Origin of the sequence: Rhizobium sp. 16-488-2b, assembly GCF_017741815.1 — a bacterium.
Lineage (GTDB): Bacteria > Pseudomonadota > Alphaproteobacteria > Rhizobiales > Rhizobiaceae > Rhizobium.
In genome coordinates this window covers 133,096-155,040 of record NZ_JAGHMF010000024.1, presented here as the reverse complement: position 1 = coordinate 155,040, position 21,945 = coordinate 133,096, and the positions used below count along the sequence as shown (strand labels likewise).

The 21,945-nt window shown below is 62.4% G+C and carries 21 protein-coding genes and 1 pseudogene; 19 read left to right on the top strand and 3 right to left on the bottom strand.

The genetic code is table 11. From position 1 onward, the window contains the following. A pseudogene (locus tag J5286_RS31270) lies at positions 1-88 on the top strand (methyltransferase); the annotation flags it as partial. Between the two features lie 9 nt (positions 89-97). Here the strand turns inward: J5286_RS31270 and J5286_RS20345 are convergent. Next, on the bottom strand, positions 98-682 hold the full coding sequence (locus tag J5286_RS20345) for a hypothetical protein (protein ID WP_209191880.1): 585 nt from the start codon (positions 680-682) through the stop codon (positions 98-100). Between the two features lie 315 nt (positions 683-997). Between J5286_RS20345 and sdhC the strand changes: the two genes are divergently transcribed. The 17 genes from sdhC to lpdA all read left to right on the top strand — a co-directional run bounded on the left by sdhC (position 998) and on the right by lpdA (position 18,455). After that, on the top strand, positions 998-1,393 hold the full coding sequence (gene sdhC / locus J5286_RS20340) for a succinate dehydrogenase, cytochrome b556 subunit (protein WP_112941438.1): 396 nt from the start codon (positions 998-1,000) through the stop codon (positions 1,391-1,393). A gap of 11 nt (positions 1,394-1,404) precedes the next feature. Continuing rightward, on the top strand, positions 1,405-1,785 hold the full coding sequence (gene sdhD, locus J5286_RS20335) for a succinate dehydrogenase, hydrophobic membrane anchor protein (protein ID WP_026283704.1): 381 nt from the start codon (positions 1,405-1,407) through the stop codon (positions 1,783-1,785). Between the two features lie 8 nt (positions 1,786-1,793). Then, positions 1,794-3,650: a succinate dehydrogenase flavoprotein subunit gene (sdhA, locus tag J5286_RS20330; protein ID WP_113011879.1), complete on the top strand. Its 1,857-nt coding sequence runs from the start codon at positions 1,794-1,796 to the stop codon at positions 3,648-3,650. Between the two features lie 48 nt (positions 3,651-3,698). Continuing rightward, a complete protein-coding gene (locus tag J5286_RS20325; RefSeq protein WP_047508734.1) occupies positions 3,699-3,938 on the top strand; it encodes a hypothetical protein in 240 nt (79 codons plus the stop codon). Next, complete coding sequence (locus tag J5286_RS20320) at positions 3,935-4,393, top strand: type II toxin-antitoxin system VapC family toxin (protein WP_209191879.1); 459 nt, start codon at positions 3,935-3,937, stop codon at positions 4,391-4,393. The genes J5286_RS20325 and J5286_RS20320 overlap by 4 nt, the downstream gene beginning before the upstream one ends. Beyond that, positions 4,386-5,165, top strand: a complete 780-nt coding sequence (locus J5286_RS20315; RefSeq protein WP_018902314.1) for a succinate dehydrogenase iron-sulfur subunit — start codon at positions 4,386-4,388, stop codon at positions 5,163-5,165. Before J5286_RS20320 ends, J5286_RS20315 begins: the two co-directional genes overlap by 8 nt. Before the next feature lie 303 nt (positions 5,166-5,468). Beyond that, the gene (locus tag J5286_RS20310) at positions 5,469-5,990 is read left to right on the top strand and encodes a protease inhibitor Inh/omp19 family protein (RefSeq protein ID WP_113239243.1); all 522 of its coding nucleotides are present in this window, start codon (positions 5,469-5,471) and stop codon (positions 5,988-5,990) included. Between the two features lie 48 nt (positions 5,991-6,038). Then, the gene (gene zapE, locus J5286_RS20305; RefSeq protein WP_209191878.1) at positions 6,039-7,202 is read left to right on the top strand and encodes a cell division protein ZapE; all 1,164 of its coding nucleotides are present in this window, start codon (positions 6,039-6,041) and stop codon (positions 7,200-7,202) included. A 180-nt stretch (positions 7,203-7,382) separates the two neighbouring features. After that, positions 7,383-8,345 (top strand): malate dehydrogenase, encoded by a 963-nt coding sequence (gene mdh / locus J5286_RS20300; protein WP_018902317.1) that lies wholly within the window; start codon positions 7,383-7,385, stop codon positions 8,343-8,345. 39 nt (positions 8,346-8,384) lie between these two features. Beyond that, entirely contained in the window at positions 8,385-9,578 is a 1,194-nt protein-coding gene (gene sucC, locus J5286_RS20295; RefSeq protein WP_209191877.1) for an ADP-forming succinate--CoA ligase subunit beta, read from the top strand. Positions 9,579-9,594: 16 nt separating this feature from the next. Then, a complete protein-coding gene (gene sucD / locus J5286_RS20290; RefSeq protein ID WP_018902319.1) occupies positions 9,595-10,497 on the top strand; it encodes a succinate--CoA ligase subunit alpha in 903 nt (300 codons plus the stop codon). A gap of 158 nt (positions 10,498-10,655) precedes the next feature. Then, a complete protein-coding gene (locus tag J5286_RS20285) occupies positions 10,656-13,640 on the top strand; it encodes a 2-oxoglutarate dehydrogenase E1 component (RefSeq protein ID WP_209191876.1) in 2,985 nt (994 codons plus the stop codon). A gap of 118 nt (positions 13,641-13,758) precedes the next feature. Continuing rightward, complete coding sequence (gene odhB, locus J5286_RS20280; RefSeq protein WP_209191875.1) at positions 13,759-14,994, top strand: 2-oxoglutarate dehydrogenase complex dihydrolipoyllysine-residue succinyltransferase; 1,236 nt, start codon at positions 13,759-13,761, stop codon at positions 14,992-14,994. Positions 14,995-15,159: 165 nt separating this feature from the next. Continuing rightward, positions 15,160-15,603: a hypothetical protein gene (locus tag J5286_RS20275; RefSeq protein WP_245206380.1), complete on the top strand. Its 444-nt coding sequence runs from the start codon at positions 15,160-15,162 to the stop codon at positions 15,601-15,603. Continuing rightward, positions 15,600-16,352: an SDR family oxidoreductase gene (locus tag J5286_RS20270; protein WP_209191873.1), complete on the top strand. Its 753-nt coding sequence runs from the start codon at positions 15,600-15,602 to the stop codon at positions 16,350-16,352. The genes J5286_RS20275 and J5286_RS20270 overlap by 4 nt, the downstream gene beginning before the upstream one ends. Positions 16,353-16,383: 31 nt before the next feature. Continuing rightward, positions 16,384-17,022, top strand: coding sequence for a LysE family translocator (locus J5286_RS20265; RefSeq protein WP_209191872.1), 639 nt, complete (start codon positions 16,384-16,386; stop codon positions 17,020-17,022). A gap of 26 nt (positions 17,023-17,048) precedes the next feature. Continuing rightward, positions 17,049-18,455: a dihydrolipoyl dehydrogenase gene (lpdA, locus tag J5286_RS20260; RefSeq protein WP_209191871.1), complete on the top strand. Its 1,407-nt coding sequence runs from the start codon at positions 17,049-17,051 to the stop codon at positions 18,453-18,455. A gap of 287 nt (positions 18,456-18,742) precedes the next feature. On the opposite strand, the gene J5286_RS20255 is transcribed toward lpdA, so the two are convergent. Beyond that, on the bottom strand, positions 18,743-19,831 hold the full coding sequence (locus J5286_RS20255; protein ID WP_209191870.1) for a TraB/GumN family protein: 1,089 nt from the start codon (positions 19,829-19,831) through the stop codon (positions 18,743-18,745). A gap of 86 nt (positions 19,832-19,917) precedes the next feature. Further along, complete coding sequence (locus tag J5286_RS20250) at positions 19,918-20,853, bottom strand: tyrosine recombinase XerC (protein ID WP_209191869.1); 936 nt, start codon at positions 20,851-20,853, stop codon at positions 19,918-19,920. 142 nt (positions 20,854-20,995) lie between these two features. Between J5286_RS20250 and J5286_RS20245 the strand changes: the two genes are divergently transcribed. Then, positions 20,996-21,943, top strand: a complete 948-nt coding sequence (locus J5286_RS20245; protein ID WP_209191868.1) for a lysophospholipid acyltransferase family protein — start codon at positions 20,996-20,998, stop codon at positions 21,941-21,943. The last annotated feature ends 2 nt before the right edge of the window (positions 21,944-21,945 follow it).

Below are 21,945 nucleotides of genomic sequence, written 5' to 3'. Positions count from 1 at the left end.
GGCCTGCGCGGTCTATCAGGTGCCGGTGACGCGGGCGCTTGAGGACAGCGAGGTCAAGAGGACCACGGTCTGGCGCTTCAACGGTTGATGGGCTCTATCAGGGGCGGATGACGCAGACGCCTTGTTCGTAGGAGCAGGGGTTGCGACGGTTGTTGACGTGGATGACCTTCGCCATCGGCGCCAGCCGGACCGTCGGCTGATATCCGTAGCTGGCATAGCCGTAACCGCCGACGTAGGTGCCGCCATCCGTCTCATAGGCATAGGATGAGCCGGCATAGGTGCCTGACGGCGCGCGCGCTTGACCGCGCTGGTCGATGATGACGATGTTGCTGCGGGCAAAGTTGGACGTGGGCGAGGAGAAGCGCTGGATGAAGCGGCCGCGGCCCGGATGCGGACGGTAGCCGTCGTAGCCGCCGGCGATCTGCCGCGGGCCGTTGTTCCAGCCGCCATAATTGCCGATGATCGACGTGCCGCGATGGCGGATGACAGAACCGGATGCGAAGCCGTTTGCGATGCCGCGATGGCCGATACCGTGTCCGGCATTGCCATATCCGATGCCGCCGCCATGGCCGCGATCGTGGTGGCGCGGGACGAAATTGCCGCCGAAATCGCCGGCTGCGGCGGGCAGCGCGATCAGCACTGCTGCGGCGAGCGAAACGAGTTTCGAGGATGTCTTGAACATCGCGTTGGTCTCCGGAAACGGAATGCTTAACAAAGCGTTAACGCGAAAATGCGCCAAAAGCGCAGGCTTGTCCACCAAAGCTTGAAAAATCATCCGCAAGGGGTAGCGGGGCGGGCCGGTTGACCTATGTCAACTGCGACGTCAAGACGCAAATCGATTAAATTCGGTGGGTGCGTCAATTATACTTGTCGTTAGGTGTTTCGGTGATTAAACGTCGCCAATGATGCAACGCACGCACAGCTTTGTGACCATCGTGTGGATGCTTGGATGCTTTCCGGATCCCGGGAGGCGCAGAAAGACCGCCGCGAGGTTCTGATGGCGAACGTGACAAACAATCGGCCCCTGTCGCCGCATTTGCAGATTTATAAACCAATCCCCACCATGGTTATGTCGATCGTCCACCGTATCACCGGTGGGGCGCTCTATGTCGGTACGCTTCTGGTCGCCTGGTGGCTGATCGCGGCCGCAACCGGTGTTGGTGCTTACGACTGGGCCAACTGGGTGCTCGGCAGCATCATCGGCAAGCTCGTGCTGCTCGGCTATACCTGGGCGCTCATCCATCACATGCTCGGCGGCTTCCGCCACTTCATGTGGGACCTCGGCCACGGCTTCGGGAAGGAATTCTCGACCAAGCTCGCCATCGCCAACATCATCGCCTCGCTCTGTCTGACCTTGCTGGTCTGGGTGATCGGCTTCCTCATTCGCTTCTAAAGGTTGATCACATGGATATGCGTACCCCCTTGGGTAAGGTTCGCGGCCTCGGTTCGGCCAAGGACGGCACCGAACATTTCTGGCGCCAGCGCGTGACGGCCGTTGCCAACGTGCCGCTCTTCCTCTTCTTCATCATCTTCATGATCATCCATGCCGGCCAGCCCTATGCGCAGGTGGTTCACGCGCTGTCGAACCCCTTCGTCGCCGTCGTCATGGGCCTGATGGTCGTGTCGGGCGTCATCCACATGAAGCTCGGCATGCAGGTCATCATCGAAGACTACGTGCACCATGAAGTCACCAAGATCGCGCTCGTGATGCTCAACACCTTCTTTTCGATCCTGATGGCGGGGCTCTGTCTCTTCGCCATTCTGAAGATCGCCTTTGTAGGATAATTGATATCATGGCATCGAATTCATCCGCTCAGAATGGCCCCGCTCAGAACGGGAAGGCCTACAAGTACATCGATCACTCCTATGACGTGATCGTCGTCGGCGCCGGCGGCGCCGGCCTGCGCGCCACGCTCGGCATGGCCGAACAGGGCTTCAAGACCGCCTGCATCACCAAGGTGTTCCCGACCCGCTCGCACACTGTTGCGGCGCAGGGCGGCATCGCGGCTTCGCTGCGCAACATGACGCCCGATAGCTGGCAGTGGCACCTCTACGACACCGTCAAGGGCTCCGACTGGCTCGGCGACGTCGACGCCATGCAGTACCTCACCATGGAAGCGCCGAAGGCGGTCTATGAGCTCGAGCACTACGGCGTTCCCTTCTCGCGCAACGAAGAAGGCAAGATCTACCAGCGCCCGTTCGGCGGCCACATGCAGAACTACGGCGAGGGGCCGCCGGTACAGCGCACCTGCGCCGTTGCCGACCGCACCGGCCACGCCATCCTGCACACGCTCTACGGCCAGTCGCTGCGCCACAACGCTGAATTCTTCATCGAGTATTTCGCGCTCGACCTGATCATGTCGGATGACGGTAGCCGCTGCACCGGCGTCGTGGCGTGGTGCCTCGACGACGGCACGATCCATCGCTTCGCCGCCAAGATGGTGGTGCTGGCGACCGGCGGCTACGGCCGCGCCTATTTCTCGGCGACCTCGGCCCATACCTGCACCGGCGACGGCGGCGGCATGGTTGCCCGCGCCGGCCTGCCGCTCCAGGACATGGAGTTCGTGCAGTTCCACCCGACTGGCATCTACGGCTCCGGCTGTCTGATCACCGAGGGTGCGCGCGGCGAAGGCGGCTACCTCGTCAACTCCGAAGGCGAGCGCTTCATGGAACGCTACGCGCCTTCGGCCAAGGACCTTGCCTCGCGCGACGTCGTTTCGCGCTGCATGACGCTGGAGATCCGCGAAGGTCGCGGCGTCGGCAAGAACAAGGACCACATCTTCCTGCATCTCGACCACCTCGATCCGGCGGTTCTGCACGAGCGCCTGCCGGGGATTTCCGAGAGCGCCAAGATCTTCGCCGGCGTCGACGTGACGCGCGAGCCGATCCCGGTTCTGCCGACCGTTCACTACAACATGGGCGGCATTCCGACGAACTATTGGGGCGAGGTGCTGAACGCCGACAGCTCCAATCCGGAGCGGGTCATTCCGGGCCTGATGGCGGTCGGCGAGGCCGGCTGCGCCTCGGTGCACGGGGCAAACCGCCTCGGCTCCAACTCGCTGATCGACCTCGTGGTCTTCGGCCGCGCCGCAGCCATCCGCGCCGGCGAAGTCATCGACCGCGCCGCACCGGTGCCGCATCTCAACGTCGCGGCCTGCGACAAGATCATGGACCGCTTCGACGGCCTGCGTCACGCCTCAGGCAGCACGCCGACGGCCAATCTTCGCGAGAAGATGCAGCGCGCCATGCAGGAAGACGCCGCCGTGTTCCGTACGCAGGAATCGCTGGAATCGGGCTGCCAGCGCATCTCGGCCATCTGGCAGGAAATGCGCGACATCAAGGTCACCGACCGCTCGATGGTGTGGAATTCCGACCTCGTCGAGACGCTCGAGCTGCAGAACCTGATGGCCAACGCCATCACCACGATCTACGGCGCCGAGGCGCGCAAGGAGAGCCGTGGTTCGCACGCCCGCGAGGATTACACGGAAGGCGCATTCGCCGGCCGCGACGACGTCAACTGGCGCAAGCACACGCTTGCCTGGGTCAACGATGCCGGCGACGTCAAGCTCGACTACCGCCCAGTGCATACCGAGCTGATCGCGGAAGGGATCGACCCGCAGAAGATCGCGCCCAAGGCGCGTGTTTACTGATGGGGAATGTGAGAGAATAGGCAAAGGATCGTTGCCGGAGGCGCTGCCATGGGTGAAATGCAGATCAAAATCGCTGACGAAGCGCTGCTGACGCGTATTTCCGATCGGGCGCGGTTGAACAACCGCTCCGTCGAGGAAGAGGTGGAGGCGCTGCTGCAGGCAGCGGTGCCGGCTCGTCCCCGACGCGAAGATCTTCCGGCGATCGCCGCCAGAATTCGCGCCATGACGCCGAAGGGCGTCAAGCAGACGGCTGCTGTGGAGATGTTGCGAGAGGATCGGGATCGTTGATCTACGTTGTCGATGCATCGGCTGCCATCGCATGGTTCGTGCCGGAGCCGGACCACATCAACGCCGATTTTCTGCTTGGCGGTTCGATCCGGAGAGTCGCTCCGGATCTGATCTTTTCGGAAGTCGCCAATGTCCTGCAGCGCAAAGTTCGGCTTGGTCAAATCACGCCGCAGCAGGCGGTGGATGGATTGACGACGCTTGACGAGAGCATCGATGTCGTCTTGCCGTCTCAGGCGCTGGTGAAATTGGGGTTCGAGCTGTCGCGTAAGCTCGATCACTCCGTCTACGACTGCATGTATCTGGCGGCAACGCATTCGACTGACGGCAGCTTCATGGTGACTGCCGATAAGAAATTTCTAACCAAGGCAAATGCCGCCGGCGAGGGTGGCCGGATACGGACCCTCGAAACGGCGCAGGCGCTGTTCGTCTCTGAGCAGGAAAACAAACATGGTTGAACTCGCACTTCCCAAGAATTCCCAGATACGCGAAGGCAAGGTGTGGCCGAAGCCGGCCGGTGCCACCAATACACGCGAATTCCGCGTCTATCGCTGGAGCCCTGACGATGGCCAGAACCCGTCGATCGATACGTTCTACATCGATGTCGACGATTGCGGCCCGATGGTGCTCGATGGTCTGCTCTACATCAAGAACAAGATAGACCCGACGCTGACGCTGCGCCGTTCCTGTCGCGAGGGCATTTGCGGTTCCTGCGCGATGAACATCGACGGCACGAATACGCTCGCCTGCACCAAGGGTCTCGACGACATCAAGGGCTCGGTGAAAATCTATCCGCTGCCGCACATGCCCGTCGTCAAGGATCTCGTGCCTGATCTCACCAACTTCTACGCCCAGCACCGCTCGATCGAGCCCTGGCTGAAGACGGTGTCGCCGGCGCCGGCGACCGAGTGGAAGCAGAGCCACGAAGACCGCCAGAAGCTCGACGGCCTCTACGAGTGCATCCTTTGCGCCTGCTGCTCGACCTCCTGTCCGAGCTACTGGTGGAACGGCGACCGCTATCTCGGTCCGGCCGTGCTGCTGCAGGCCTATCGCTGGCTGATCGACAGCCGCGACGAAGCCAAGGGTGAGCGCCTCGACAATCTCGAGGATCCGTTCCGCCTCTATCGCTGCCACACGATCATGAACTGCGCGCAGACCTGCCCGAAGGGTCTGAACCCGGCCAAGGCGATCGCCGAAATCAAGAAGATGATGGTCGAGCGCCGCGTCTGACGCGATGCCATCCATCCGGCGGCCCATGCGGGCCGCCGATGCCTGCCGGTGCGAGATGATCATCGTTCAATCGTGAAACAGGCGACAGCATTTCCAGAAGAAATGACTGGTCATCACCTTGCTGACAAATTCTATCTTCAGGAAGTTCTCAGCCGTAAAGGTTGAATTGCGCTGTCTCAGGCCTAGCTCCGTCAGGCAATTCACGGCCATTACGGCTTGATTAACCAAAGTGAAACACGTTCATTCGAAAATAAGCTAATTACTATTTTCATGCGACAAAAGCGGACATTCGGGAGCATTCAGATGCAGTTGCGATATGCGATGACAGGTATGGCGGTTGTTCTGTCACTCGCCGGTTGCCAGCGTACAGCCTATAACGACGCGAGCTACAGCGCAGCACCGGCGCCTTTGACGGCACAGCCGGTGCCTTCGGTGCAGGGCGGTCAGCTGCCTCCTCCCGGTGGTTCCTCGCAGTTCCCGGCCGCTCCGGCCTCGACGGCGCCGATGGGCGGCGTGCAGGGCGGCGGCGCAATGGCGGCCAATGGCGGCGGTCTCGACGTTACCAAGGAATCCCTGGTCGGCAGCTGGCGGGTCAACGGCTCCTGCGACATGTTCCTGACGCTCACCAACCTCGGCAGCGGTTCGCGCGGCGGCACACGCGGCTGCGTCGGCGAACTGACGGCGATGGGCTCCTGGGAAGTGTCGGGCAAGCAGGTCCTGTTCAAGGATCGCAACGGCAGCCAGATCGGCAGCGTCTACAAGACCGCCGACAACGCCTTTAGCGGCCAGACCAGCAGCGGCCAGCCGATCGCGCTCAGCCGATAAGCGAGCCGGCGGCTCGCTCCGCCGATCTTTTCCAGGCGGATTATCTCAATGCAACCGATGCCAGACTACAGCTTGAGCGTCAGCGAACAATTGAAGTCGCTGACGGCCTCGGGCTCGCTCCAACTCGACTCCGCCCAGATGCATGTGGCGAAGTGCCTGGATCGGGTGCTGTCAGAGCTCAAGCAGAAGCGTCCGGCGGCGAAATCGAGTGCGCTCGGATGGCTGTTCGCGGCCAAGAAGAAATCCTCCGAGCCGGTCAAGGGTCTCTACATTCACGGCAGCGTCGGCCGCGGCAAGACGATGCTGATGGACATGTTCTTCGACATGGCGCCCTGCGCGAAAAAGCGGCGGGCGCATTTTCATGAGTTCATGGCCGACGTGCACAATCGCATCGCCGCACACCGGCTCCGGCTGAAGAACGGCGAGACCAAGCAGGCCGATCCGATCCCGGTCGTGGGTGCAGCACTCTATGACGAAGCCGAACTCTTGTGCTTCGACGAGTTCACGGTCACCGATATCGCCGATGCGATGATCCTGTCGCGGCTGTTTTCCGACCTGTTCGGTCGCGGCTGCGTGCTGGTCGCGACGTCCAACGTCGAGCCGGTCAATCTCTATCGTGACGGCCTCAACCGTGGTCTGTTCCTGCCGTTCATCGATCTCCTGAACAAGCACGTCGAGACGGTGACGCTGGATTCTCCGACGGATTACCGGATGGAGAAGATCGACAGTCTGCCCGTCTACATCACGCCGCTCGACCGCCATGCCGACATGGCCATGGATGCCGCCTGGAACCAGGCGCTGCATGGGCGCAAGGCGCAGCCGATCGAGCTGCCGATGAAGGGGCGCTCGATCCATGTGCCGCTCGCCGTCGACCGGCTGGCGCGGTTCACATTCTCCGATCTCTGCGACAAGCCGCTGGGTGCCGCCGACTTCCTTGTCATCTCCGAACGCTTTGATGCCATATTTGTCGATCACGTTCCCATGCTCGGACCCGAGAAGCGGAACCAGACGAAGCGCTTCATCATTTTGGTCGATACGCTCTACGACCATGCGGTGAGGCTCTATATCTCGGCGGCGGCCATGCCTGAGAACTTGTTGACACAAGCGCGTGGTACCGAAGGTTTCGAGTTCGACCGGACGGCATCGCGCCTTTTCGAGATGCGGAGTGCGGAATATCTGGCTCTGCACCATGAGAAACGAGCCGCCGAATAGCAGTTTCATGACAAAAACTCTTACGTTTACGTAAGTAATTTGTCTTCTAAACGATTGAAATTGCTGGTCTCAAAATAATCAGTTGCCATTTTTGGCCTTAGGGTCTATGCGATTGCGGCAATTGGGCGCAGCCCCTCAGTGCGTCGCCCGACGAATTTTGGTCGCAAAGGAAACACCGAAATGGCGCGTAACAAAATCGCTCTCATTGGTTCTGGCATGATTGGTGGCACGCTGGCGCATCTCGCCGGCCTCAAGGAGCTGGGTGACATCGTTCTCTTCGATATCGCCGACGGCATCCCGCAGGGTAAGGGCCTCGACATCGCGCAGTCCTCGCCGGTTGAAGGCTTCGATGCCAACCTCACTGGCGCAAGCGACTACTCCGCAATCGAAGGCGCAGACGTCTGCATCGTCACCGCCGGTGTCGCCCGCAAGCCGGGCATGAGCCGCGACGACCTGCTCGGCATCAATCTCAAGGTCATGGAACAGGTCGGCGCCGGCATCAAGAAGTATGCCCCGAACGCCTTCGTGATCTGCATCACCAACCCGCTCGACGCCATGGTCTGGGCGCTGCAGAAGTTCTCCGGCCTTCCGGCCAACAAGGTCGTGGGCATGGCCGGCGTTCTGGACTCGTCGCGCTTCCGCCTGTTCCTCTCCAAGGAATTCAACGTTTCCGTACAGGACGTCACCGCTTTCGTTCTCGGCGGCCACGGCGACACGATGGTACCGCTCGCACGTTACTCCACCGTTGGCGGCATCCCGCTCACCGACCTCGTCACCATGGGTTGGGTCACCAAGGAGCGCCTCGAAGAAATCATCCAGCGCACCCGTGATGGCGGCGCCGAAATCGTTGGTCTCCTGAAGACCGGCTCGGCCTACTACGCACCGGCCGCTTCGGCGATCGAAATGGCTGAATCCTACCTCAAGGACAAGAAGCGCGTCCTGCCTTGCGCAGCGCAGCTCTCCGGCCAGTACGGCGTCAAGGACATGTATGTCGGCGTTCCCACCATCATCGGTGCCGGTGGCGTCGAGCGCATCATCGAGATCGACCTGAACAAGGCCGAAAAGGAAGCCTTCGACAAGTCCGTCGCTGCTGTCGCCGGCCTGTGCGAAGCCTGCATCAACATCGCGCCGTCGCTGAAATAAGCCGCCGACCGCTGACGCAATCCAAACAGGAACAGATCCATGAACATTCATGAATATCAGGCCAAGGCTCTGCTCAAGGGCTATGGTGCGCCGGTCGCCAAGGGCGTGCCGATCCTCAAGGTCGAGGAAGCCGAAGCTGCCGCCAAGTCGCTGCCGGGCCCGCTCTACGTGGTCAAGAGCCAGATCCACGCTGGCGGCCGCGGCAAGGGCAAGTTCAAGGAACTCGGCCCCGACGCAAAGGGCGGCGTTCGCCTTGCCAAGTCGATCGACGAAGTCGTCGCTCACGCCAAGGAAATGCTCGGCAACACGCTGGTAACGGCGCAGACGGGCGAAGCCGGCAAGCAGGTCAACCGTCTCTACATCGAAGACGGCGCCGACATCGATCGCGAACTCTATTGCTCGCTGCTGGTCGACCGTTCGGTCGGTCAGGTTGCCTTCGTGGTTTCGACCGAAGGCGGCATGGACATCGAAGCTGTCGCCCACGACACGCCCGAGAAGATCCACACGATCGCCATCAACCCGGAAACGGGCGTAACGGCTGACGACGTTACCAAGATCGTCAAGGCCCTGGAACTTTCCGGCGCTGCCGCCGAAGACGCCAAGTCGCTGTTCCCGGCGCTCTACAAGGCGTTCGGCGAAAAGGACATGGCGCTTCTCGAAGTCAACCCGCTGATCGTCATGAAGGACGGTCACCTGCGCGTTCTCGACGCCAAGATGTCCTTCGACGGCAACGCGCTGTTCCGCCATGACGACGTCAAGGCGCTGCGCGACGAGACCGAAGAAGACGCCAAGGAAATCGAAGCCTCCAAGTGGGACCTCGCCTACGTTGCCCTCGACGGCAACATTGGCTGCATGGTCAACGGCGCCGGTCTCGCCATGGCGACGATGGACATCATTAAGCTCTACGGCAAGGAGCCGGCTAACTTCTGCGACGTCGGCGGTGGCGCCGGCAAGGAGAAGGTCGCGGCTGCCTTCAAGATCATCACGGCCGATCCGAAGGTCGAGGGCATCCTCGTCAACATCTTCGGCGGCATCATGAAGTGCGACGTCATCGCCGAAGGCGTTGTCGCAGCGGTTCAGGAAGTCGGTCTCAAGGTTCCGCTCGTCGTTCGCCTCGAAGGCACCAATGTCGAGCTCGGCAAGAAGATCCTCAACGAATCCGGTCTCGCGATCACGGCAGCTGACGATCTCGACGATGCCGCCAAGAAGATCGTCGCGGCGATCAACGCCTAATTTGAGGACCTGATAGATGTCTATTCTCGTAAACAAGAATACCAAGGTCCTCGTGCAGGGCCTGACCGGCAAGACCGGTACTTTCCACACCGAACAGGCGCTCGCCTATTACGGTACGCAGATGGTCGGCGGTATCCACCCGAAGAAGGGTGGCGAAACCTGGACCGGCTCGAAGGGCGAAAGCCTGCCGATCTTCGCTTCGGTCGCCGAAGCCAAGGAACGCACCGGTGCCGACGCTTCGGTCATCTACGTTCCGCCGGCTGGTGCCGCTGATGCGATCATCGAGGCGATCGACGCCGAGATCCCGTTCATCACCTGCATCACCGAGGGTATCCCTGTCATGGACATGGTTCGCGTCAAGGCTCGTCTCGACCGCTCCAAGTCGCGACTGCTCGGCCCCAACTGCCCGGGTATCCTGACGCCGGAAGAATGCAAGATCGGCATCATGCCGGGCTCGATCTTCCGCAAGGGTTCGGTCGGTATCGTTTCGCGCTCCGGCACGCTGACCTACGAAGCCGTGTTCCAGACGTCGAACGAAGGCCTCGGCCAGACGACGGCTGTCGGCATCGGCGGCGATCCGGTCAAGGGCACCGAGTTCATCGACGTGCTCGAGATGTTCCTGGCCGACGAAGCCACGACCTCGATCATCATGATCGGCGAAATCGGTGGTTCGGCTGAAGAAGACGCGGCACAGTTCCTGATCGACGAAGCCAAGAAGGGCCGCAAGAAGCCGATGGCCGGCTTCATCGCTGGTCGTACGGCTCCGAAGGGCCGCACGATGGGCCACGCCGGCGCTGTCGTTTCCGGTGGCAAGGGCGATGCGGAATCCAAGATCGCTGCCATGGAAGCAGCCGGTATCAAGGTTTCGCCTTCGCCGGCACGCCTCGGCACGACGCTGGTTGAAGTCCTCAAGGGCTAAGCCAATCTATACACCGGGCAGGATGCGCTTTGCGTGCTGCCCGGTTCGAACCAAGACTGAGCCGCGGACAGGCGGCTGAACATGAAGATGCGGCAGCCGGTCGATGGGATCGGCAAATCACAAAGTCAGGAGGCGGGCGGAAGCGTCCGCGTAACACCATGGCACGGCAAGAAGCCAACGAGCAGTTTCAGATCACCTCGTTCCTGGATGGCGCCAACGCTGCTTACATCGAGCAGCTCTATGCGCGCTACGAGGACGACCCGGCATCGGTCAACGAGGAATGGCGCGCCTTCTTCAAGGCGCTGGAAGACAATCCTGATGATGTGAAGCGGGCCGCCAAGGGCGCATCCTGGCGCAAGAAGAACTGGCCGATGCAGGCCAGCGGCGACCTCGTTTCGGCGCTCGACGGCGACTGGGGCGTGATCGAGAAGGTCGTCGAGACCAAGGTGAAGGCCAAGGCTGAAGCAGCCGGCAAGCCGACCGAGGGTGCCGACATCCTGCAGGCGACGCGCGACAGCGTGCGCGCCATCATGATGATCCGCGCTTACCGGATGCGCGGCCACCTGCATGCCAAGCTCGACCCGCTCGGCATCGCGGCTCCCGTTGAAGACTACAAGGAACTGTCGCCGGAAAACTACGGTTTCTCCGAAGCCGACTACGACCGCAAGATCTTCATCGACAACGTGCTCGGCCTGGAATACGCCACCGTTCGCGAAATGATCGAGATACTCGAGCGCACCTACTGCTCGACGATCGGCGTCGAGTTCATGCACATTTCGAATCCTGAGGAAAAGGCCTGGATCCAGGAACGGATCGAAGGTCCTGATAAGGGCGTTGCCTTCACCGCCGAAGGCAAGAAGGCGATCCTGTCGAAGATCATCGAAGCCGAAGGCTACGAGCAGTTCCTCGACGTCAAGTTCAAGGGCACCAAGCGCTTCGGCCTCGACGGCGGTGAATCGCTGATCCCCGCACTCGAGCAGATCCTGAAGCGCGGCGGCCATCTCGGCCTCAAGGAAGCCGTGTTCGGCATGGCCCACCGCGGCCGCCTGAACGTGCTTTCCCAGGTCATGGGCAAGCCGCACCGCGCCATCTTCCACGAGTTCAAGGGCGGCTCCTACGCGCCTGACGAAGTCGAAGGTTCCGGCGACGTGAAGTACCACCTCGGCGCTTCGTCGGACCGCGAGTTCGACGGCAACAAGGTTCACGTGTCGCTGACGGCCAACCCGTCGCACCTTGAAATCGTCGACCCCGTCGTCATGGGCAAGGCGCGCGCCAAGCAGGACATGAGCGCCACCGTCTGGGACGGCGACATCATTCCGCTGTCGGAGCGCGCCAAGGTTCTGCCGCTCCTCATCCACGGCGACGCCGCTTTCGCCGGCCAGGGCGTGATTGCCGAAATCCTCGGCCTGTCCGGTCTGCGCGGCCACCGCGTTGCCGGCACGATGCACGTCATCATCAACAACCAGATCGGCTTCACCACGAACCCGGCCTTCTCGCGTTCGTCGCCCTATCCGTCCGACGTCGCCAAGATGATCGAAGCGCCGATCCTGCATGTCAACGGTGACGATCCGGAAGCCGTGGTTTACGGCGCCAAGATCGCCATGGAATTTCGCATGAAGTTCCACAAGCCTGTCGTGCTCGACATGTTCTGCTACCGCCGCTACGGCCACAATGAAGGCGACGAGCCGTCCTTCACGCAGCCGAAGATGTACAAGGTCATCCGCGCCCACAAGAGCGTTCTGCAGCTCTACAGCGAGCGCCTCGTTTCCGAGGGCGTGCTGACCGAGGGCGAAGTCGAGAAGATGAAGGCCGACTGGCGCGCGCATCTCGAGCAGGAGTTCGAGGCCGGCCAGCACTACAAGCCGAACAAGGCCGACTGGCTTGACGGCGAGTGGTCGGGCCTGCGCACGGCAGACAATGCCGACGAGCAGCGTCGCGGCAAGACCGCCGTGCCGATGAAGCAGCTGAAGGAAATCGGCCGCAAGCTGTCCGAAATCCCGGAAGGCTTCCATGCGCACCGCACGATCCAGCGCTTCATGGAAAACCGCGCCAACATGATCTCGACCGGCGAAGGCATCGACTGGGCAACGGCCGAAGCGCTGGCGTTCGGCGGTCTCGTCACCGAAGGTCACAAGATCCGTCTTTCCGGCCAGGATTGCGAACGCGGCACCTTCTCGCAGCGTCACTCGGTTCTCTACGATCAGGAAACGGAAGAGCGCTATATCCCGCTCGCCAACCTGTCGGCGACCCAGGCGCGCTACGAAGTCATCAACTCGATGCTGTCGGAAGAAGCCGTTCTCGGCTTCGAATACGGCTACTCGCTGGCCCGCCCGAACGCGCTGACGCTCTGGGAAGCCCAGTTCGGCGACTTCGCCAACGGTGCGCAGGTCGTGTTCGACCAGTTCATCTCGTCTGGCGAACGCAAGTGGCTGCGCATGTCCGGTCTCGTCTGCCTGCTGCCGCACGGCTATGAAGGCCAGGGTCCGGAGCACTCTTCGGCCCGCCTCGAGCGCTTCCTGCAGCTTTGCGCGGAAGACAACATGCAGGTCGCCAACGTCACGACGCCGGCGAACTACTTCCACATCCTGCGCCGCCAGGTGAAGCGCGACTTCCGCAAGCCGCTGATCCTGATGACGCCGAAGTCGCTGCTGCGCCACAAGCGCGCCGTGTCGGGCCTGGCCGAAATGGCCGGCGAGACCTCGTTCCACCGTCTCCTCTGGGACGATGCCGAGGTCATCAAGGACGGCCCGATCAAGCTGCAGAAGGATGCCAAGATCCGTCGCGTCGTGCTCTGCACCGGCAAGGTCTATTACGACCTTCTGGAAGAGCGCGAAAAGCGCGGGATCGACGATGTCTACCTGCTGCGCGTCGAACAGCTCTACCCGTTCCCGGCCAAGGCGCTCATCAACGAGCTCTCCCGCTTCCGCAACGCGGAAATGGTCTGGTGCCAGGAAGAGCCGAAGAACATGGGTGCATGGTCGTTCATCGATCCGTATCTGGAATGGGTGCTTGCCCATATCGATGCGAAGTACCAGCGCGTTCGCTACACCGGACGTCCGGCCGCGGCATCGCCCGCAACCGGCCTGATGTCCAAGCATCTGGCACAGCTCGCCGCGTTCCTCGAGGACGCGCTCGGCGGCTAACGAGAATGAGATCGGGGAGGGAGCGCGCCGCGTTTCCTCTCCGCATTAATTCAGATCCCGGCCGCTCGCGCCGGAATGCCGTCAAACATCACAAAGATCAAAATTCAGGATTTGAACAATGGCCACAGAAATCCGCGTTCCAACTCTCGGTGAATCCGTCAGCGAGGCAACCGTCGGCACCTGGTTCAAGAAGGTCGGCGATGTCATCAAGGCCGACGAGCCGCTGGTGGAGCTTGAAACCGACAAGGTGACCATCGAAGTTCCGGCACCGGCTGCCGGCGTACTTTCCGAAATCGTCGCGCAGGCCGGCGAAACCGTCGGTCTCGACGCACTGCTCGGCCAGATCGCCGCCAGCGCCGGTGCAGCCGCTGCTGCTCCGGCTGCCGCTGCCGCCCCCGCCAAGGCTGCCGAGCCGGCTCCTGCCGCTGCCGCACCGGTTGCCGCTGCCGCTTCTTCGATGCCGCCGGCACCGGCTGCTTCGAAGATGCTCGCTGAAAACAACCTTTCGGCCGATCAGGTCGATGGCTCCGGCAAGCGTGGCCAGGTTCTGAAGGGCGACGTGATCGCCGCCGTCGCCAAGGGCATTGCGACTCCCGCCGCTGCTGCTCCGGCAGCACCTGTTGCCGTACGCGGCCCCTCGACGGTCGAGGATGCCGGCCGCGAAGAGCGCGTGAAGATGACGCGCCTGCGCCAGACGATCGCCAAGCGCCTGAAGGACGCCCAGAACACCGCCGCCATGCTCACCACCTACAACGAGGTGGACATGAGCGCCGTGATGGCACTGCGCGCCAAGTACAAGGACGTGTTCGAAAAGAAGCACGGCGTGAAGCTTGGCTTCATGGGCTTCTTCACCAAGGCCGTTACGCACGCGCTGAAGGAACTGCCGGCTGTCAACGCCGAAATCGACGGCACCGACATCATCTACAAGAACTACTGCCACGTCGGCATGGCCGTCGGCACCGACAAGGGCCTGGTCGTTCCGATCATCCGCGATGCCGACCAGATGTCGATCGCCGAAATCGAAAAGGACCTCGGCCGTCTTGCCAAGTCGGCTCGCGACGGTTCGCTCTCGATGGCCGATATGCAGGGCGGCACCTTCACCATCACCAATGGTGGTGTCTACGGTTCGCTGATGTCCTCGCCGATCCTGAATGCGCCGCAGTCGGGCATTCTCGGCATGCACAAGATCCAGGACCGTCCCGTCGTCGTCGGCGGCCAGATCGTCATCCGCCCGATGATGTATCTCGCGCTCTCCTACGACCACCGCATCGTCGACGGCAAGGAAGCGGTTACCTTCCTCGTGCGCGTCAAGGAAAGCCTGGAAGATCCGGAACGCCTCGTTCTCGATCTCTAAGAGACCGACAGGGCCGCGCGAGCGGCCCTTTTCGCCTCAGCACCGGAACACCTGATGTCGCTGAAATCCGCCTTCCGCTCGTCGCATACCACGCCCGCTTCCGGTCGCCCCGTGGCGCGTGCGGCTGCGCTCCTGCTTGCCGCCACGCTTTGCGGCCAGCCGCTGATGGCGGCGGAGTGCAAGCAGGCCAATGCCGTCTATGCCGATCGCGACGGCGCCTACGAGCTGCGCTTCACGCCGATCGCGACAGCCGCGGCCGCCGCCAGCAATCGCTTCACGGTCAAGGTCTTGAAGACGCCGCTTTTGCTCGACGGCTATGTCATGCCGTCTGAAGACCCGGCGCGGTCGCTGGCCATGGTCATGTTCAAATGCCCTGACGGGGACGCGACGGGGGCCGATCTCGAGGCCTGCACGATCTGGCAGGGCATGGTCTACGGCATCGACGCCAAGGGCGCGCTCGACAACCTGCAGCCGGAAGCCGGGCAGGCGGCCGACAAGATCGTATTCCCCGGCATCGGCCCGGCCATTCGCGCCTCGTCTATCTGGGGCAAGGGCAAGGCATCGGTGGCGCCCTGGGATGTGCTCGACTTCAAGGAATGTGCGTCATGAGTGACCAACCCGTTCTTCTCGTGACCGGCGGCAGCCGTGGCATCGGGGCTGCGATCAGCCTGCTGGCCGCCGCCAAGGGCTGGCGCGTCGCGGTGAACTATGCCGCCAACAAGGCTGCGGCCGATGAGGTCGTGGCGAAGATCAAGGCCGGCGGCGGTGATGCCATCGCGATCAAGGGCGATGTCGGCGAGGCCGCCGATATCACGCAGATGTTCGAAGCCATCGACCGCCACTTCGGCCGGCTGGACGGGCTTGCCAACAATGCCGGCATCGTCGATGCGCCCTCTCGTATCGACGAGATGTCGGTGGCGCGCATCGAGCGGATGATGCGCATCAATATCACCGGCTCCATTCTCTGCGCGGCCGAGGCCGTGCGCCGCATGTCGACCAAACATGGCGGCAAGGGCGGGGCGATCGTCAATATCTCGTCGATGGCGGCGATCATCGGCTCGCCCTCGCAATATGTCGACTACGCCGCCTCCAAGGCCGCGATCGACACCTTCACCATCGGCCTTGCCCGCGAAGTGGCGACCGAGGGTGTGCGCGTCAACGCGGTACGCCCCGGGGTCATCGACACCGAAATCCACGCCTCCGGCGGCCTGCCTGATCGGGCGCGCGACATGGCGCCGAGCATTCCGATGCAGCGCGCCGGAACGGCGGAAGAGATCGCCGACGCGGTGCTTTATCTGCTATCCAAGGACGCATCCTATGTCACCGGCGCGATCCTCAATGTAAGCGGCGGCCGATGATCGGGTTCATCATTTCAAGGGCGGTATGAGCATGCAGTATGTTCTCGAATTTCTCGGCCTGATGGCCGTCTTCTCGATCTTCATCGTCGTGCCGGGCGCCGACTTCGCTGTCATCCTGCGCCAGAGCATCGTGCATGGTCGCCGGGCCGCGATCATGAGCGGCATCGGCATGGGCTTCTCGCTGCTCTTCCACATCAGCTACACGATCCTCGGCCTCGGGCTGATCGTGTCGCAGTCGCTGATGCTGTTTGCGATGATCAAGTGGGCGGGTGTCGCCTACCTCGTCTATCTCGGCATCAAGTCGTTCCGCGCGCCCGGCTTCAACGTGGCCGACATCAAGGTCAGCGAAGAGGATCGCAAGCCGATCTCGGCGCTGCGCTGCCTCGGCATGGGCTTCATCACCAATGCGCTGAACCCCAAGCCGGTGCTGTTCTTCCTGTCGCTGTTTTCGACGCTCGTTCATCACGACACGCCCGGCCTCATCCAGTTCAGCTACGGCATCGGCATGGCGACCGCGCTGGTCGCATGGTTTGCCGCCGTCTCCACCTTCTTCACCGTCAAGGCCGTTCGCGATCGTTTCATCGCCAGCGGCAAATGGTTCAACCGCATTACCGGCGCCGCTCTGGTCGGCTTCGGCTTCCGTCTCGCGCTCGCCCGCGCGGCGGATTAAGCAAATAACGAAAAGGAAAAGCAACAATGTCCTATGATGTGATCGTTATCGGAACCGGCCCCGGCGGCTATGTCGCTGCCATCAAGGCGGCCCAGCTCGGCCTCAAGGTTGCCGTCGTCGAAAAGCGCGCGACCTTTGGCGGCACCTGCCTCAATGTCGGCTGCATTCCCTCCAAGGCGCTGCTGCATGCGTCGGAAATGTTCCATCAGGCCGGCCACGGCATGGACGCGCTCGGCATCGAGGTCGCGGCGCCGAAGCTGAACCTCGACAAGATGATGGCCCACAAGGACGCCACCGTGAAGTCGAACGTCGACGGCGTCGCCTTCCTGTTCAAGAAGAACAAGATCGACAGCTTCATCGGCACCGGCAAGATCGTCTCGGCCGGTAAGGTCTCGGTTACGGCTGAGGACGGCAAGATCCAGGAGATCGAAGGCAAGAACATCGTCATCGCCACCGGCTCCGACGTTGCCGGCATCCCCGGCGTGAAGGTCGACATCGACGAGAAGGTGATCGTTTCCTCAACCGGCGCGATCGCGCTCGACAAGGTGCCTGAGACGATGATCGTCGTCGGCGGCGGCGTCATCGGCCTCGAGCTCGGCTCTGTGTGGTCGCGCCTCGGCGCCAAGGTCACCGTCATCGAATATCTCGACAAGATCCTCGGCGCGATGGATGGCGACGTCTCCAAGCAGTTCCAGCGCATGCTCGCCAAGCAGGGCGTCGACATCAACCTGAGCTCCAAGGTAACGGGCGTTGAAAAGGGCGGCAAGGGCGCGAAGGTGACCTTCGAGCCGGTCGCCGGCGGTGCCGCGCAGACGGTCGAAGCCGATGTCGTGCTGATCTCCACCGGCCGCATTCCCTACACGGCCGGCCTTGGTCTCGAAGAAGCAGGCGTTGCCCTCGACAATCGTGGCCGCGTCGAGATCGACGGTCACTTCCGCACCAATGTTGCCGGCATCTACGCGATCGGCGACGTGGTGAAGGGCCCGATGCTGGCGCACAAGGCTGAAGACGAGGGTGTGGCGCTCGCCGAAATCCTCGCCGGCCAGCACGGCCATGTGAACTACGACGTCATCCCGAGCGTCGTCTACACGCAGCCCGAAGTCGCCTCCGTCGGCAAGACCGAGGAAGAGCTGAAGGCTGCTGGCGTCGCCTACAAGGTCGGCAAGTTCCCGTTCACGGCCAATGGCCGCGCGCGCGCCATGCTGGCGACGGATGGTTTCGTGAAGATCCTGTCGGACAAGACCACCGACCGCGTCCTCGGCGGCCACATCGTCGGCTTCGGCGCCGGCGAAATGATCCACGAGATTGCCGTCCTTATGGAATTCGGCGGCTCCGCCGAAGACCTCGGCCGCACCTGCCACGCCCACCCGACCATGTCGGAAGCGGTGAAGGAAGCGGCACTGGCGGCGTTCTTCAAGCCGATCCATATGTAAGGCTTTGACATAAGCTTCGAAGAGGCCGCGGTTCGAGAGGACTGCGGCCTTTTTCGTTTGGCTAACCCTCGCGTGGTTTGTTCGTCGTCGTAAAACCCCTCCCCAACCCCTCCCCACAAGGGGGAGGGGCTCCGGGCGGCAATCGCTCGGCAGTACGGCACCCTATCGATTGATATGAGGTAGGAGGCGAACGCTCAGCGTCGCCACAAGTTAGCCCCTCCCCCTTGTGGGGAGGGGTTGGGGAGGGGACTTTTGCGGCAAGCGTGGAGCTTGGTCCGTGGCAGCCCTCAATTCACCGCCGTCACCGTAAAGCCCTGCTTGCGCAACAGCTCGATCACGCCGCCTTCGCCGGGCAGATGAAGCGCGCCGACGGCCATGAAGACGTTGCCGGTGGCGAGGATCGGGGCGGCGCGTTCGGCCATGATCTTGTTGCGATCGAGGATGATGCGCTGTTCGAAGGCGGCGTAGTCGCTGCTGTCGTCGGCGCCCTCGGGCGTCACCGTCTTCAGCATCGGCATGGTCATGCCGATATCGCCGGAGAGGTAGAGATCGGTCATGGTCTCGACCACGTCGTTCATCTTCGAGCCGAGTTCCAGGGTTTCGATCAGCGACTTCATGTGGAATTCGGTGGGGAGTTCGGCCATGGCCTGCAGCTGCTCGGCGAGCGTCTCCAGGCCCTTGACCTGCTTGCCCTGAGCGGCCGCGTCGGTGGCGATTTTCTGGTCGAGGAATTGCACGCCCTTTGCCTTGCGGGCCATTTCGCAGGCGGGCAGTGCGACAACGCTCGAGATCATCCACGGGCGCATGCGCGAGACGGCTGCGAGCGGAATGCCGCGCGTCTTCAGGCCGGCCTCGAGGCGGGTGTAATCCTCGGGCGACAAGAGCTTGTCGATGGTTGTGCCGTCGGTGAACATCATCAGGTCGGGCTTCATCATCAGGGCCGCCGAAGCCTTCTTCTCGTCGAGGATTTCGTCGGATTCGATCACGATGGTGTCAGCTGCATCATGCGCGGCCTTCGTGCGCGGCGGCAGGTCGAGCACGCGCGGATCGGTGACGTGCATGCTGCCCAAGAGCCAGGATGGCTTGATGCCCGGTTTTTCGATCTTCCAGAAGATCCCCTTGCCGTTCGGCACGGCGTCGGCTTCCTTCACCGCCTGCTCGTAGCGTGCCGGGTCGCTGACCTTGAGGTCGTCGAGGATGTTGCGGCCGGTACAGCTTGCGTCATCCGCGGCTGACGCCGGCGAGATGGAGACGAGGGTGGCGATCAGGAGTGCTGCGGCCAGCACATGGACGGCAGCGATCAGCCAGAGCACGATGTTGCCGAAACGAGCCGGCAAGGCGATGGAAAGGCTGCGGTGGCCGAGGGAGATCGTCATGATGGTGTTCCGGTCACAAAGGATTTGCCACAAGCTTTACGCGCTGGGCCTTCCATATTCCTTTAAGGGAACAGGTTAACAAAGGATTACGCCCGGGGATGGGCGCGGTCGTAAACGTCGAGAAGGCGTGAGGCGTCCACACCCGTATAGACCTGGGTGGTCGACAGGCTGGCATGGCCGAGCAGTTCCTGGATGGTGCGGAGATCGCCGCCGCCGGCGAGCAGATGGGTGGCGAAGGAGTGGCGCAGCGCGTGCGGGGTGGCGGTTTCCGGCAGGCCGAAGGCGCTTCGCATCTTGCGCATGGTCTGCTGGATGATCGCCTGCTGCAGCTTGCCGCCGCGCGCGCCGCGAAACAGCGGCTGCTCGGCGGCGAGATGATAGGGGCAGAGCTTTCGGTATTTCTCGACCGCCTCGAAGACGATTGGAAGCAGCGGCACCAGGCGGGTCTTGTTGCCCTTGCCTGTTATGCGCAGCGTCGTGGCGCCTGATGTGATGTCGCCGGGCAGGAGATCGAGCGCTTCGGAGATGCGCAGGCCGCAGCCATAGAGCAGGGTCATGACGGCGGCGTCGCGGGCGGCGATCCAGGGTTCCTCGTGCAGCTGCGCCTCGTTGCTGACGACGGTGACGGCCTGCGTGTCGGAGAGCGGCTTGGGAAGCGATTTCGGCTGTTTCGGCGAGCGGATGGCGCCGGCGCCGGCGGCGTTCACCAGCCCCTTCTTTTCGAGATAGCGCAGCAGCGAGCGCAGGCCGGCGAGATTGCGGCCGAGCGAGCGGGCGCCGGTGCCGTCGCGGCGGCGGGCGGCGAGGAAGGCGCGGAAATCGGCGGGGCGCAGCGCCTCGATATCCTTGAGCGTCGTCGGGCCGGCGAGATGGCCGGTCATGAAGGTCAGGAACTGGCGGGTGTCGCGCTCATAGGCGTCGAGCGTGTGCTGCGAGAGACGTCGTTCGCCGGCTAGGCTTTGCAGCCAGGTGGCGCGTTCCGCCATCAGCCGCGCGTCGGCCATGATCAGGAGTTCATTCACGTTTCCGCCTCTTGAATTTGCCAGCCAGACCGCCAATTTTGCCTGAGGGACGGTTATGGAATCGCTAACATCGGCCAAGTGCCTGTCATGCTTCGATCATAATAATCGCGATAACTGGTTTCCCAACGAGGCAGGATCTTGCATGGCACGGCGCCAACCCACGACGGCATTCGGACAATTCGCAGAAACGATCGCGCTCGTTTCCCGAGGCAGACCCGGACATATCGTCGACACGCTGATCGCCGAACGCGGACAACGCATCGTCGGCCACCCGCTGTGGCCCGTCATACGGCCGTTTCTCTATACGCTGCTGCGCTACAACAAGGCGATGACCTTCGCCAACGACATCGCCAACATGCCGGGCTTCCAGTGCTTCGAGTATATGAGCAATTTGCTCGATCTCGATATCGGCGTGACCAATGCCGAGCGGATACCCGACAAGGGCGGCTTCATTCTGGTCAGCAACCATCCGACCGGGATCGCCGATGGCGTCGCGGTGTTCGATCTGCTGAAGACGCGGCGGCCCGATATGATGGTATTCGCCAACCGCGATGCGGTGCGCGTCAATCCGCGCTTTGCCGAGATGATCATTCCGGTCGAGTGGCGCGACGAGCACAAGAGCAAGCTGAAGGCACGCGAGACGCTGCAGCTGACGAACCACGCCGTGCGCGAAGGCAAGGCGACGGTGCTGTTTCCCTCCGGGCGCATCGCCTACTGGGCGAACGGCCAGCTCAACGAGCGGCCGTGGAAGACGTCCGCCGTCGGGCTGGCGCGCAAGTACAATCTGCCGATCCTGCCTGTTCATATGACGGCACGCAATTCCGGGCTGTTCTACTGGTTCGCCAAGTGGTCGACGGAGCTGCGCGACATGACCGTGTTCCACGAACTCCTGAACAAGCGCGGCGATCGCTTCGATTTTATCATCGGCGACATGATCCCGGTCGAGCATCTTGATGGCGACATCAACGACGTCACAAGGGCGCTGGAGACGCACACCGTCGAGGCGCTGAAACTCGATGGCGACGCGCGGTTCCAGCCGCTTGTCGAGCCAAGCCTGCCCGAGATGGCCGATGCCCATTCATTTCGCTGAGC

What these genes read in the sequence shown, in the direction of transcription:
- J5286_RS20270 (WP_209191873.1), top strand. Translation starts at nt 15,600, where the DNA reads ATGAGTGACCAACCCGTTCTTCTCGTGACCGGCGGCAGCCGTGGCATC.
- sdhD (WP_026283704.1), top strand. Translation starts at nt 1,405, where the DNA reads ATGGATATGCGTACCCCCTTGGGTAAGGTTCGCGGCCTCGGTTCGGCC.
- J5286_RS20245 (WP_209191868.1), top strand. Translation starts at nt 20,996, where the DNA reads ATGGCACGGCGCCAACCCACGACGGCATTCGGACAATTCGCAGAAACG.
- J5286_RS20315 (WP_018902314.1), top strand. Translation starts at nt 4,386, where the DNA reads ATGGTTGAACTCGCACTTCCCAAGAATTCCCAGATACGCGAAGGCAAG.
- sucC (WP_209191877.1), top strand. Translation starts at nt 8,385, where the DNA reads ATGAACATTCATGAATATCAGGCCAAGGCTCTGCTCAAGGGCTATGGT.
- zapE (WP_209191878.1), top strand. Translation starts at nt 6,039, where the DNA reads ATGCAACCGATGCCAGACTACAGCTTGAGCGTCAGCGAACAATTGAAG.
- J5286_RS20275 (WP_245206380.1), top strand. Translation starts at nt 15,160, where the DNA reads ATGGCGGCGGAGTGCAAGCAGGCCAATGCCGTCTATGCCGATCGCGAC.
- lpdA (WP_209191871.1), top strand. Translation starts at nt 17,049, where the DNA reads ATGTCCTATGATGTGATCGTTATCGGAACCGGCCCCGGCGGCTATGTC.
- J5286_RS20285 (WP_209191876.1), top strand. Translation starts at nt 10,656, where the DNA reads ATGGCACGGCAAGAAGCCAACGAGCAGTTTCAGATCACCTCGTTCCTG.
- sdhA (WP_113011879.1), top strand. Translation starts at nt 1,794, where the DNA reads ATGGCATCGAATTCATCCGCTCAGAATGGCCCCGCTCAGAACGGGAAG.
- odhB (WP_209191875.1), top strand. Translation starts at nt 13,759, where the DNA reads ATGGCCACAGAAATCCGCGTTCCAACTCTCGGTGAATCCGTCAGCGAG.
- J5286_RS20325 (WP_047508734.1), top strand. Translation starts at nt 3,699, where the DNA reads ATGGGTGAAATGCAGATCAAAATCGCTGACGAAGCGCTGCTGACGCGT.
- J5286_RS20310 (WP_113239243.1), top strand. Translation starts at nt 5,469, where the DNA reads ATGCAGTTGCGATATGCGATGACAGGTATGGCGGTTGTTCTGTCACTC.
- J5286_RS20265 (WP_209191872.1), top strand. Translation starts at nt 16,384, where the DNA reads ATGCAGTATGTTCTCGAATTTCTCGGCCTGATGGCCGTCTTCTCGATC.
- J5286_RS20255 (WP_209191870.1), bottom strand. Translation starts at nt 19,831, where the DNA reads ATGACGATCTCCCTCGGCCACCGCAGCCTTTCCATCGCCTTGCCGGCT.
- sdhC (WP_112941438.1), top strand. Translation starts at nt 998, where the DNA reads ATGGCGAACGTGACAAACAATCGGCCCCTGTCGCCGCATTTGCAGATT.
- sucD (WP_018902319.1), top strand. Translation starts at nt 9,595, where the DNA reads ATGTCTATTCTCGTAAACAAGAATACCAAGGTCCTCGTGCAGGGCCTG.
- mdh (WP_018902317.1), top strand. Translation starts at nt 7,383, where the DNA reads ATGGCGCGTAACAAAATCGCTCTCATTGGTTCTGGCATGATTGGTGGC.
- J5286_RS20345 (WP_209191880.1), bottom strand. Translation starts at nt 682, where the DNA reads ATGTTCAAGACATCCTCGAAACTCGTTTCGCTCGCCGCAGCAGTGCTG.